Annotated in this window: 15 protein-coding genes; 6 read left to right on the forward strand and 9 right to left on the reverse strand. The window is 31.6% G+C overall.

Features of this window, described 5'->3' with window-relative positions:
• Positions 1 to 104 (reverse strand): FAD-binding protein (locus ACKVOV_RS06765; protein ID WP_409206029.1); only part of this gene is annotated, 104 nt, incomplete at its 3' end.
• A gap of 88 nt (positions 105 to 192) precedes the next feature.
• Positions 193 to 651 (reverse strand): Lrp/AsnC family transcriptional regulator, encoded by a 459-nt coding sequence (locus tag ACKVOV_RS06770; RefSeq protein ID WP_409206001.1) that lies wholly within the window; start codon positions 649 to 651, stop codon positions 193 to 195.
• Between the two features lie 354 nt (positions 652 to 1,005).
• On the opposite strand from ACKVOV_RS06770, the gene ACKVOV_RS06775 reads away from it, so the two are divergent.
• Positions 1,006 to 2,208 (forward strand): aminotransferase class V-fold PLP-dependent enzyme, encoded by a 1,203-nt coding sequence (locus ACKVOV_RS06775; protein ID WP_409206002.1) that lies wholly within the window; start codon positions 1,006 to 1,008, stop codon positions 2,206 to 2,208.
• Between the two features lie 79 nt (positions 2,209 to 2,287).
• On the opposite strand, the gene ACKVOV_RS06780 is transcribed toward ACKVOV_RS06775, so the two are convergent.
• On the reverse strand, positions 2,288 to 4,237 hold the full coding sequence (locus ACKVOV_RS06780; protein WP_409206003.1) for an amino acid permease: 1,950 nt from the start codon (positions 4,235 to 4,237) through the stop codon (positions 2,288 to 2,290).
• 217 nt (positions 4,238 to 4,454) lie between these two features.
• Between ACKVOV_RS06780 and katG the strand changes: the two genes are divergently transcribed.
• The 4 genes from katG to ACKVOV_RS06800 all read left to right on the forward strand — a co-directional run bounded on the left by katG (position 4,455) and on the right by ACKVOV_RS06800 (position 8,211).
• Positions 4,455 to 6,692, forward strand: coding sequence for a catalase/peroxidase HPI (katG, locus tag ACKVOV_RS06785; RefSeq protein WP_409206004.1), 2,238 nt, complete (start codon positions 4,455 to 4,457; stop codon positions 6,690 to 6,692).
• 247 nt (positions 6,693 to 6,939) lie between these two features.
• Positions 6,940 to 7,575, forward strand: coding sequence for a peroxiredoxin (locus ACKVOV_RS06790; RefSeq protein WP_409206005.1), 636 nt, complete (start codon positions 6,940 to 6,942; stop codon positions 7,573 to 7,575).
• A gap of 67 nt (positions 7,576 to 7,642) precedes the next feature.
• Positions 7,643 to 7,951 carry a thioredoxin family protein gene (locus ACKVOV_RS06795; RefSeq protein ID WP_409206006.1) on the forward strand — a complete coding sequence of 103 codons (309 nt, stop codon included), beginning with the start codon at positions 7,643 to 7,645 and terminating at the stop codon, positions 7,949 to 7,951.
• Between the two features lie 2 nt (positions 7,952 to 7,953).
• Positions 7,954 to 8,211 (forward strand): DUF6952 family protein, encoded by a 258-nt coding sequence (locus ACKVOV_RS06800; protein ID WP_409206007.1) that lies wholly within the window; start codon positions 7,954 to 7,956, stop codon positions 8,209 to 8,211.
• Positions 8,212 to 8,244: 33 nt separating this feature from the next.
• Here ACKVOV_RS06800 and ACKVOV_RS06805 read toward each other — a convergent pair whose 3' ends face one another.
• From ACKVOV_RS06805 to ACKVOV_RS06830, 6 genes are all read right to left on the reverse strand, one after another.
• Positions 8,245 to 8,619: a DoxX family protein gene (locus ACKVOV_RS06805; RefSeq protein ID WP_409206008.1), complete on the reverse strand. Its 375-nt coding sequence runs from the start codon at positions 8,617 to 8,619 to the stop codon at positions 8,245 to 8,247.
• A 71-nt stretch (positions 8,620 to 8,690) separates the two neighbouring features.
• Positions 8,691 to 9,722 carry an ACR3 family arsenite efflux transporter gene (arsB, locus tag ACKVOV_RS06810; protein WP_409206009.1) on the reverse strand — a complete coding sequence of 344 codons (1,032 nt, stop codon included), beginning with the start codon at positions 9,720 to 9,722 and terminating at the stop codon, positions 8,691 to 8,693.
• 6 nt (positions 9,723 to 9,728) lie between these two features.
• Entirely contained in the window at positions 9,729 to 10,340 is a 612-nt protein-coding gene (locus ACKVOV_RS06815; protein ID WP_409206010.1) for a low molecular weight phosphatase family protein, read from the reverse strand.
• Positions 10,341 to 10,346: 6 nt separating this feature from the next.
• Positions 10,347 to 10,958 carry a class I SAM-dependent methyltransferase gene (locus ACKVOV_RS06820; RefSeq protein WP_409206011.1) on the reverse strand — a complete coding sequence of 204 codons (612 nt, stop codon included), beginning with the start codon at positions 10,956 to 10,958 and terminating at the stop codon, positions 10,347 to 10,349.
• 12 nt (positions 10,959 to 10,970) lie between these two features.
• Entirely contained in the window at positions 10,971 to 11,444 is a 474-nt protein-coding gene (locus tag ACKVOV_RS06825) for a DUF6428 family protein (RefSeq protein WP_409206012.1), read from the reverse strand.
• Positions 11,445 to 11,462: 18 nt separating this feature from the next.
• Positions 11,463 to 11,786 carry an ArsR/SmtB family transcription factor gene (locus ACKVOV_RS06830; protein WP_409206013.1) on the reverse strand — a complete coding sequence of 108 codons (324 nt, stop codon included), beginning with the start codon at positions 11,784 to 11,786 and terminating at the stop codon, positions 11,463 to 11,465.
• Positions 11,787 to 11,951: 165 nt separating this feature from the next.
• Between ACKVOV_RS06830 and tpx the strand changes: the two genes are divergently transcribed.
• Entirely contained in the window at positions 11,952 to 12,449 is a 498-nt protein-coding gene (tpx, locus tag ACKVOV_RS06835; RefSeq protein WP_409206014.1) for a thiol peroxidase, read from the forward strand.
• Position 12,450 lies beyond the last annotated feature (1 nt).

The raw sequence follows: 12,450 nt of genomic DNA on the forward strand, positions 1-12,450 counted from the left end.
TATTTTTCTATAATAGCAGTTTTGAAACCTAATTGTGCGCAACGAATTGCTGATACATATCCGCCTGGACCTGAACCTATAATGACTACGTCAAATGAACTCATAGTTAGTGTTTTTTATTTTTAGTAATGCAAAATTACGAATTTAATTGCAATGATAAAGGCAAAAATTATTACCATTTTTTCAAAAAAATTAAATTTCTATAACCGTTGTGTTTTTTACTTCAGAAATCATAAAAGTACTGTGTGTGCTTCCTATATGCTCTAATGTTGTTAGTTTTTCTACTAGAAATTCACGATATTCTTCCATGTCTTTGAGTACAATTTTTAAGATATAATCGTAATCGCCACTCACATGATGACATTCTAGCACTTCATTAAGTTTAATTACCTGACTTTCAAATTTTGTCAGGAATTCTTTTGTATGTTGGATTAGTTTGATATGACAGAAAACGACAAATCCTTTTTCAATTTTTTTTCTGTTTAATAAAACAACATATTTTTCGATGATACCTTCACGTTCCAGTTTTTTTATTCGTTCATAAACGGCTGTTACAGAAAGATTTAATTTTGATGAAAGTTCTTTTGTGGTTTTTTTACTATCGGTTTGTAATAGCTTTAACAGGTTTTTGTCGATTTCGTCTAAATTCATAATTTTAAATTTTCTAAAAATAGTTATTTATAATCAAATTTAATGATTAAATAATTACAAATATATGAAATTATAGTTTTATTTTCTTATTTATTTAATTTGTATTGTGATTAAATCTAATATTTTGTTTTTTTGATGATTATAAATTAATAACTATAATGTTCTAGCCCTGATAGGAACGATATACTTTTTGTTTTGCCTTTTCGGCAGACAAAAAGATAAAGTGGATAGCAGGAATAGCTTCTAAAAAATAAATAAAAATATAAAATATTTATGAAATCTAAATCACGAACACAAGTGAATATTTCCTCATAAATATACCATATTCCGATAAAAAACAAATATTATTTACATATGAAAAATTTTAATCCCGCAGACAAAATACAAGATTTACAGTATTTTGGAGAATTTGGTGGTGTAAATCCATCTATTTCAGATAGTTCAACTTATACATTTTTGTCGGCAAAAACGATGTTCGACACTTTTGAAGGCAATGCTGAAGGTTGTTATTTGTATTCTCGTCATTCATCTCCTAGTAATTTGTATTTAGACAAAGCACTTGCTGCGATGGAAGGTACTGAAACGGCAAATGTTGCAGCTTCTGGAATGGGAGCTATCACGCCAACGCTTTTGCAATTGTGTGGAAACGGTGATCATATTGTTTCGAGTCGAACTATTTATGGTGGAACATATGCTTTTTTGAAAAATCTAGCGCCTAGATTTGGTATCAAAACGACATTTGTAGATATTACTAAACTTGATATTGTAGAAGCTGCTATTACTCCAAATACGAAAGTTTTGTATTGTGAAACGGTAAGTAATCCTTTGCTCGAAGTGGCTGATATTGCTAGTTTAGCAAAAATTGCAATTAAGCATAATTTGAAATTGGTGGTTGATAATACTTTTTCACCATTGTCAGTTTCGCCTGCTAAATTAGGTGCTGATATTGTGATTCATAGTTTGACAAAATATATTAATGGAAGTAGTGACACAGTAGGTGGTGTAGTTTGTGCTTCGCAAGAATTTATTAATGATTTAAAAAATGTAAATTCTGGAGCTAGTATGCTTTTAGGTCCAACGATGGATAGTTTACGTTCGGCAAGTGTGATGAAAAACTTGAGAACTTTACATATTAGAATGAAACAGCACAGCCATAATGCAATGTTTTTAGCTCAAAAATTTGAAGAAAACGGAATAAAAACTGTTTATCCTGGTTTGAAATCACACCCAAGTCACAAGATTTATTCTGGTATGATTAACCATGAATATGGTTTTGGTGGTATGATGACTATCGATGTGGGTTCACTTGATAAAGCTAATGAACTGATGGAATTAATGCAAGAAAGAAATTTAGGTTATCTAGCAGTAAGTTTAGGTTTTTATAAAACTCTCTTTAGTGCTCCAGGAACTTCTACATCTAGTGAAATTCCTCTTGAAGAACAAGCGGAAATGGGCTTGACAGATGGACTAATTCGTTTTTCTATAGGTTTAGATAATGATATTAATCGTACCTATGAAATGATGCATGCTTGTATGAAAGAGTTGGAGATTTTGTAGATTTATTCTATAATTTTTGATAAAATAAAAATCCCATTTCAAATTATGAAATGGGATTTTTTTATTGGTTTAAATAGTATTAATTTTCAATATCAGATTTTAATTCTGTCAAATTCAATTTACTATTTTTTCGACTAAATCCGAAGTAAATACAAAGACCAATCAATAGCCAAAGTGTAAAGTAAATCCAATTCCAGATGCTTAATTCTGCCATCATGTACAAGCAACAAATTAATCCTAAAAGTGGAATTAATGATAAATTCTGACGATTAGACCAAATAGTTAATCCAAATAAAACAATTAAGAAAATCCACATCGGAATTTTGTGTTTAAATAAGCTGAAACCGCTTTCATATTTCATTGAATTATCAATAGGTAAACTATCGATTAATGTTTTATAACTTGTGTCGTCTTTTTGTTGAAAATCACTCAAAACCTGTTCTAAATCTTCTGAAGCTTTAACGTCAGCTGAATTATTTTTAGAAATATAATCAAATACAAGTGTCGTTTGCTCTTTGTCTAAAGAAGTTACAATTGTTGCAGGATCATTAATTTGTTTTTCATTTGTTAAGAAATCCATCGTAGATTGCTTGTTGTAAGAAAAAGCAAATACTAATCCAATAATAATCAAAAATGGCATTACAAATTTCGAATTCATATAAGGTGTTTTAAATTTTCCTCTTGGAATATTTGGCTTGTTTTGCAACACTAAAACTCCAGCGCAAACCAATACAAAAGCAAATAAAGTACCAATACTACATAAATCGGTTACCATTGTAAGGTTCAAAAATAATGCAGGAATGGCTACCACAAAACCAGTTACTATTGTTGCGTATGAAGGCGTTTTAAATTTTGGATGAACTTTAGAAAAACGTTTTGGTAGTAAACCATCACGACTCATACTCATCCAGATTCTTGGTTGTCCCATTTGAAAAACTAATAAAACGCTCGCCATAGCAATTACAGCACTTACAGCAATAATTCCTGACATCCATTTAAGATGTAATTTATCAAATACAAACGCTAATGGATCTCCTACATTTAATTCAGAATAATGAACCATTCCTGTTAGTACTAATGCAATAATTATATACAAAACAGTACATATTATGATAGCCCACATCATACCTCTTGGCAAATCACGTTGCGGATTTTCGCATTCTTCTGCAGTAGTTGAAATAGCATCGAAACCAATATAGGCAAAGAACACTGCAGATACACCTTTTAGAATTCCACTAACACCATTTGGTGCAAATGGGTGCCAATTGTTTGTGTCAACATAAAATATACCAACAGCAATAACTAATAAAATAATACAAAGTTTAACGACAACCATGAAGTTACTGGCGTTACGTGATTCTTTCATTCCTCTATAAACCAATGCTGTAATTAAAACGATGATAAACAAAGCAGGTAAATCGGCCACAAAATGGAAAGATCCTAATGTTGGTGAAGTTGTCCAAGCTGTGTAAGCACTTTTTAGTCCTTCGGATAAATTTTCGTATGATTTTCCACCTTGCATTAAGGCAGTAGCTTCTTTAAATCCATTTGAGGCGGTTAAATAATCCATTTGTACATATTGTGGCAAATGAAGGCCCATACTATCGAGCAATCCCGTAAAATAATCACTCCAAGAAATTGCAACAGTAATATTACCAATAGCATATTCCATAATTAATGCCCAGCCTATAATCCATGCAATAATTTCCCCAAAAGCAACATAAGAATAAGTGTAAGCACTTCCTGAAACAGGAACCATAGAAGCAAATTCGGCATAAGCAAAAGCAGCAAAACTACAAGCAATAGCAGTAAAAAGAAATAAGAAAATTACACTAGGACCACCATCATAACTGGCTTTTCCGATTGTGCTAAAAATTCCTGCTCCAATAATGGCGGCAATTCCAAAAGCAGCTAAATCTCTTGTTTTTAAATGTTTTCCTAAGCTATTATGACCATCGGCTTCATTTTGAGCCACTTGTTTAAGAATATCTTGTACTGTTTTTTTTCTGAATAATTTTGAAAAAGACATAAATTGGTTAATTATGGTTTGATTAATTCTACATTTTTTTGCAGGAAACAAATATATAAAACTTACTGAATAAAAATTTTATGTTTCATAATTCTTATTAAAAATGATAGTTATTTATTATTTTAAAATAAAAATTAATAATCAAAACTAATACTATCTTTTCAGTTTAATTCATAAATTTGGTATAATTAACTGAAAGTCAAAAAACTATCATATTATGGAAAATAACACAAACTCTAACGAGAAATCTTACGATGTTAACAATGAAGCTAAATGTCCTTTTTCTGGAGGTGCTGTGAAGCAAACGGCTGGTTCTGGAACTAGAAACAACGATTGGTGGCCCAATCAATTAAAATTAAATATTCTTCGTCAACATTCTTCACTTTCTAATCCTATGGGAGAGGCATTTAATTATGCAGAGGCCTTCAAAAGTCTCAATTTAGCTGATATTAAAAAAGATTTATTTGATCTAATGACTGACTCTCAAGACTGGTGGCCAGCTGATTATGGTCATTATGGACCATTTTTTATACGTATGGCATGGCATAGTGCAGGAACTTATCGTATTGCTGACGGTCGGGGAGGTGCAGGTTCTGGTTCTCAAAGATTTGCACCACTTAATAGTTGGCCTGACAATGCAAATCTAGATAAAGCTCGTTTGCTACTATGGCCTATTAAACAGAAATATGGTAAGAAAATTTCTTGGGCTGACTTGATGGTACTTACAGGAAACTGTGCTTTAGAGTCTATGGGTTTCAATACTTTCGGTTTCGCTGGAGGACGTGAGGATATATGGGAGCCAGAGGATGATATTTATTGGGGTTCTGAAGGAAAATGGTTAGATGATAAAAGATATACAGGTAATCGAGAATTAGAAAATCCTTTGGCAGCTGTTCAAATGGGATTGATTTATGTAAACCCAGAAGGTCCTAATGGTAATCCAGATCCACTTGCTTCAGCAATTGATATTCGTGAGACTTTTGCTCGTATGGCGATGAATGATGAAGAAACTGTTGCACTTATTGCTGGCGGGCACACTTTCGGTAAAACTCATGGAGCAGCCGATCCAAGTAAGTATGTTGGTCCTGAACCAGCTGCTGCAAGTATAGAAGAGCAAGGTCTTGGTTGGAAAAACACCTTTGGTTCTGGAAATGGAGAAAATACGATTACTAGTGGTCTTGAAGGTGCTTGGACTACTACACCTAATAAGTGGAGCAATAATTATTTTGAAAACTTATTTGGTTTCGAATGGGAGCTCACCAAGAGTCCTGGTGGTGCACATCAGTGGAAACCTAAAGATGGAGCGGGTGCAGGAACTGTACCAGATGCACATAATGCGTCGAAGAGTCATGCTCCAACAATGCTTACTGCTGATTTAGCTTTGAGAGTAGATCCTATTTATGAAAAAATTTCAAGACACTTTCATGAAAACCCTGATGAATTTGCAAATGTATTCGCTCGTGCTTGGTTTAAACTGACACATCGAGACATGGGACCAATTGCTCGTTATCTTGGTTCGGAAGTACCTAAAGAAGAACTAATTTGGCAAGACCCTATTCCAGCATTAACTTATAAATTAATTGATGATAATGATGTTATTATGCTGAAGAAGAAAATACTAGATTCAGGATTATCTTTATCTGAAATGGTTTCTACTGCTTGGGCTTCGGCATCAACATTTCGTGGTTCTGATAAACGTGGAGGAGCAAATGGAGCACGTATTCGTTTGGCACCTCAAAGAGATTGGGAGGTTAATAATCCGCATCAATTAAGAAAAGTGTTAGATGTTTTAGAAGGTATTCAAAAATCAGTTAATAGTACTCAATCTGAAAATAAGCAAGTATCATTAGCTGACATAATTGTTTTGGCAGGTTGTGCAGGGGTAGAGAAAGCAGCTAAAAATGAAGGTCAAGATATAATAGTTCCTTTCACACCAGGAAGAGCAGATGCATCACAAGAACAAACAGATGTTGAATCATTTGCTGTTCTAGAGCCAGAAGCCGATGGTTTCCGTAATTATATGAAGGCCCAATACACAGTTTCGGCAGAGGAAATGTTAGTTGATAAATCGCAACTAATGACACTAACCGTACCTGAAATGGCTGTATTACTTGGAGGTATGCGCGTTTTAAACACTAACTTTGACCAATCTAAACATGGAGTGTTTACTAATCGTCCAGAATCACTTACTAACGATTTTTTCTTAAATTTACTCGATTTTAATACAACATGGAAAGCATCTTCAGAATCATCAAATTTATTTGAAGGGCGTAACCGTAAAACAGGTGAATTGAAATGGACTGGCACACGTGTTGATCTTATTTTTGGTTCAAATTCAGAACTTCGTGCCATTGCAGAAGTTTATGCTAGTGAAGATTCTCAAGACAAATTTCTTAAAGATTTTATAGCAGCTTGGAATAAGGTAATGAATCTAGATCGCTTTGATTTGAAATAATCCAATCAAGATTATTATTTTATTTCTGAAAAACTACCTTTCTTAAGGTAGTTTTTTTTTAATTAAAAATTAAGCATCAAAAATTATTATTAATTAAAAAAGGCTTTAAATTTTTTATAAGAAATGTATTGATAATTTTTATCTATTACTTAATCAGAAAATATAATAAATATCATATTTTTTCATTGATCCAATTTGTAAATTTGCACTCAGAATAAAAAACAATAACATTTAAAAAATAAACACTATGTCATTAGTCGGAAAAAAATTCCCAAACATTACAGTAGATGCAATCTCTTTTATGGGAGATAATTTAAGAATTAACGTTCTTGAGGAAGCAAAAAACAATAAGAAAAAAGTAATCTTATTCTGGTATCCAAAAGATTTTACTTTTGTTTGTCCAACAGAATTGCACGCTTTTCAAGCTGCTTTGCAAGAATTTGAAAAAAGAAACACAACGGTTATTGGTGCTTCTTGTGATACAAATGAAGTGCATTTTGCATGGTTAAACACAGCAAAAGATAATGGTGGAATAGAAGGTGTTACTTACCCAATTTTAGCAGATACAACACGTAATTTATCATCGGCCTTAGATATTCTTGATGCAGAATGGGTTTATGATGAGGAATTAAATGATGAAATTCTTGAAGGATCAAATGTAACATTCAGAGCTACTTATCTTATAGATGAAGAAGGAAAAATTTTCCACGAAAGTGTAAATGATATGCCACTTGGTAGAAATGTAAACGAATATTTACGTCTAATCGACGCTTACACACACGTTCAAACAAAAGGTGAAGTTTGTCCAGCAAATTGGGAAGAAGGTAAAGATGCAATGAGTGCTGATAGAAATAGTACTGCAGCTTATTTAGCTTCTCACTAATTAAATAACTAGGATGTAATAGCAATGTTAAAATGATATTGCTATTACATTTAAATATTCAAAAACTATGTTTTCAGAAATAGAACAAGATAATTTAGCTGAAGTTGTAGCATCAAATGATGTAGTTGTGGTTCAATATGCAGCTTCATGGTGTGGTAATTGCCGAATAATGAAACCGAAATTTAAAATGTTAGCTTCACAAAATGAAGGAATTCCTTTTCTGATAGTAGATGCTGAAAAATTTCCAGAATCAAGAAAATTAGCAAAAGTAGATAATTTACCAACTTTTGCAACCTTCAAAAATGGTGTTTTGGTTAATCAAAGTCAAACAACAAAATTAGAAGTCTTAACGGAATTAATTAATGAAGTAGTTTAATTATGAAATTACCAATAATAAAACATCTCACTCAATTTATCGAAAATAATGATCAAGATTATTTAGTAGAAACTATTGAAGTTCTTGAAAATCTTTGCGAAGTTTCTTCTTTAAAAGAGGAAGAAATGGAAGTAATTGGCGAACTAATTTCTAATATGTATGGTGCCCTCGAAGTACATAAAATGATTAAAGAAGGAAAAGATAAGAAAGTCGCTTTAAACGATTTTATGAAACGAGTTTTAGGTTCTATAGATAAATAAAAAAAATGCTTCCAATTTCTGGAAGCATTTTTTTTATGCAGTAAATAAGCTTTTATAATTTGCCCAATATCTATAAATCAAGAATAGATTTCCTAAGAAAACAAACAATCCAATAGGTAAATTTTCTGGAGACATAAAGATATTAATAAGTAAAATGTTTAGCGTAACTGGTAATATAATAATATTAGATAAAGTCACATATTTTCCTGATAAGTAAGATAATCCGCAAAGCAATTCAAGTGCTTTTGCCAAAGGCATTAAGTAAGTAGAAGCAAGTAGTCCAACTTGGAACGCTTTAAAAGCTCCTGTGGTTTCAGGTTCGGGTGCTAGTTTTAAGAAAAACATAACAGAAGCAAAAACTAATAGCGCTCCTAATAATACTCTTACAATAATTGTAGCTATTTTCATAAGGTTTTTATTTTTTTGGTTATAACCAAAGTTACTAAATAAAATCTTACAAACGGTTGATTTATAGCTGTTTATTTGTAATATTTTTTTCTTAACCAAAATGCTACATTTACTAAAATGATCAAAGAAGGAACTTCGACTAACGGACCAATAACGCCTGCAAAAGCTTGTCCACTATTGATTCCGAATACACCTATTGAGACGGCAATTGCCAATTCGAAATTATTCCCAGAAGCTGTAAATGATAAAGCCACTGCATCACTATAATTGGCTCCAATTTTCTTAGATACAAAAAACATCAAGAAAAACATGACTGCAAAGAAAATGACTAATGGAATAGCAATTCGGACAACATCTAGAGGCAAATCGACAATCATTTCGCCTTTTAAACTGAACATGATCACAATGGTAAAAAGTAAGGCTATCAATGTGATTGGAGATACAAACGGAACAAACTTCTGATTGAACCAGTTATCGCCAATGAATTTTTTTATAGCATAACGACTAATCACTGCTAAGACAAAAGGAATTCCGAGATAAATCCCTACTGTTTGCGCTATTTCAGAAATAGTGATGTTTAATTCTAAACCTTTTATTCCGAATAAAGGCAACATGATTTTTAAATAAAAATAAGCGTATAAACTAAAGAAAAACACTTGTAATAGGCTGTTAATTCCAATTAAACCAGCTGTTAATTCTCTATTTCCTTCGGCTAATTCGTTCCAAACAATGACCATAGCAATGCAAGGCGCTAACCCAATAATAATTAACCCAGTCATATATTCTGGATAATCTTTTAGGAAAAAAGTAGCCAACAAAAACATTAAAAATGGTCCAACAAGCCAAGTGATAATAAATGATGCTGTTAGTAATTTAGGCTTTTCAAACATTTGAGGCACTTTAGAAAAATCTATTTTGGTTAATGGTGGATACATCATTAATATTAAACCAATGGCTAAAGGAATATTAGTTGTTCCTGAGGAAAATGAATTGATAAAACTAGCAGAGCTTGGTATAAAATAACCAATTGAAACCCCAATAAGCATCGCTAAAAAAATCCATAATGTTAAAAACCGATCTAAAAATCTTAATCTTTTTTTCATACTTAATTATATATTGATTTTTGAAAAAACAAAATACATTTCAGCAGCAATTTCTATACTTCGTTCTTCATATTTTGCATTCATTAATTCTGTTCCGTCAAATGCTTTTGGATCGTTGTAACGAATAGGAAAACGCTTTTCTGCTCCTGCAATAAACGGACAACCTTCATCGGCAGAAGAACAAGTCATTATGGCTGCAAATTGAGAATTGGGATTAAAATTCGCATCAAAAGTTTTGGAAAAACAAATAATGGGATGTTCGTTTTCATCATATTTTACTGAGTAAACTGGATTGTCCGTTTCGGATAATTTTTGAATTTGAAATCCTTGGGTGGTTAACGTTTCTACTACTTTTGGAAACATTGCTGTTGCTTCGGTTCCGCCAGAATAACAAAATACATTTTGAATTCCGAAATGAAATGCCATTGTTTGCGCCCAAATTTGTGACAAATGACTTCTACGTGAATTATGAGTACAAATAAAATTGAGTCTAATTTCCGTATTGGTATCAACTTTTAATTGGATATAGTCAAGTAGAGGTTCCAAAATTTCTTTTCGTTCCTCTGATAATGAAATTTCAGCAATAGCTTCAATAGATGCTTTTAAATTAGAGTACATATATTATTATTTCTTTAAAAAACTGCAAAAAATAAAATTCTGGATTGTTTCAAATGGAGTTTGATGATTTTCTGTAAAACAATTTAGAATATTAAAATCATTGCCAAAAACAGCATTAAATTTGCTTTCAGAGTACTGAAAAATTTCTAGGCCACTACATTTTAAAGGACCATTTTCTGAAAAAGTTCCAACAAATAAATAACCATTTTTAGCAATCGCTTGAGATACAATCAAGTTATATTTTGAAATATCTTCTTTGCTTGTAAGAAAATGAAAACTAGCTCTGTCATGCCAAACATCAAAAGTATTTTCGGGTTTAAAATCTAAAACATCAGAAATAATAAAAGTGACTTTTTCAGCTTTTTTACCTAATCTTTTTTTAATTCTATTTATAGCATTTTCAGAAATATCTAAAAGAGACAAATTGGTATAACCTAAATTTAACAAATGATCTATTAAATAGCTGTCACCTCCTCCAATATCTATAATTTTAGCATCTTTCGGAATTTTATAGTTAATAAAAAACTGAACAGATGTTTTAGGATTTTTTTGAAACCAACTTACCTCAGTTTCTTGCTTTGTTGCAAATACTTTTTCCCAATGCTCTTTTTTATTCATAGCTAATATGGTTTAGCAACAATTACTTTCAGGAGTACAACAACTTGTTTTTTCTTTCCATTCGCCAATTTTAACTTTCATTTTTTCGGCTGGAATTCCGCAATGATCACTAGCCAAACAAGTTGTTTCTTTTGGAGTTAAAATGAAATTTCCGTTTGAGAATTCCAACCCAAATTTTCCAATAGTACTTTCCATTTGGTATTCAACCTCTAATTCTAAATCTTGATCTCCAATCAATTTTTGTGAAGCATCAATGATTTTAAAGACTTTACTTGGTTCTAATCTATGTTCTAAATCTCCTGCAAACCAAACTTGGAAGGTTATTGATTTTTCCTCACGAATAGTATTGCCACAATCAATGAAGTTTTTGGTTAATAATCCCATTTCGGTAATGTGAAAATGTGCTGGCACCATTGTTCCATGAGGTAACATGATATTAAAAACGTTCACATTCTCCAATTTACTTTTAAATTCTGATAGTTTCATGATTTTTTATTTTTAAAATTAGCAACATTTACTATTTAATTTATGAGAAATTAAACTAAAATGTTTTTCGATTTTTTGAATTGTTTCTTGATTAATACAATAACAAATAGCGGTTCCTTCGATGCTACCTTTGATTATATTTGCGTTTTTTAATTCTTTCAAATGCTGAGAAATGGTGGATTGTGCCAATGGCAATTCGTTTACAATATCACCACAAATACAACTATCTACAGATAATAAATAATCAACAATAGCAACTCTTGCAGGATTTGATAAGGCTTTAAACAAGATTGCCATTTCGTTATGTTCTGCTGAAAAAGATTCTGATTTAGATGCTCCCATAAATTATTATTGTATTTGTATATTGCGATATTACGATTAATAAATTATAAAAAAACAATTTTTAATGTTAAAATTTTCTAACAGACAATTTTAAAAAACCTATTTGCTAAATTCTGTAATCCTAATTATTTTCATTACTTTTGAAATCTTTAAAACTAAAATAAGATGGCATCAATAACATTAGGAGGAAATCCAATAAATACATCAGGTAATTTACCACAAGTAGGTACAAAGGCACCAGAATTTCAATTAGTAAAAAGTGATTTATCAGCGGCTTCATTGGCTGATTATAAGGGAAGTAAAGTAGTATTAAATATTTTTCCAAGCATAGATACAGGTACTTGTGCCACATCAGTAAGAACTTTTAATGCTAAAGCTAGCACATTAGACAATACAAAAGTGTTGTGTATTTCTCGTGATTTGCCTTTTGCACAGAAACGTTTTTGTGGTGCTGAGGGACTAGAAAATGTAGAAAATTTATCGGATTTTAAAGACGGAAGCTTCGGAAAAAATTATGGTCTTGAAATTACGGATTCTGCTCTTGCAGGTTTGCACTCTAGAGCTGTAATTGTTCTTGACGAAAATGGAGTTGTAAAATATAGCGAGCAAGTTCCAGAAATAGCAGATGAACCAAATTATGAAGCTGCCTTAGCATCATTATAAT

Origin of the sequence: Flavobacterium sp., from assembly GCF_046153165.1 — a bacterium.
Taxonomy (GTDB): Bacteria; Bacteroidota; Bacteroidia; order Flavobacteriales; family Flavobacteriaceae; genus Flavobacterium.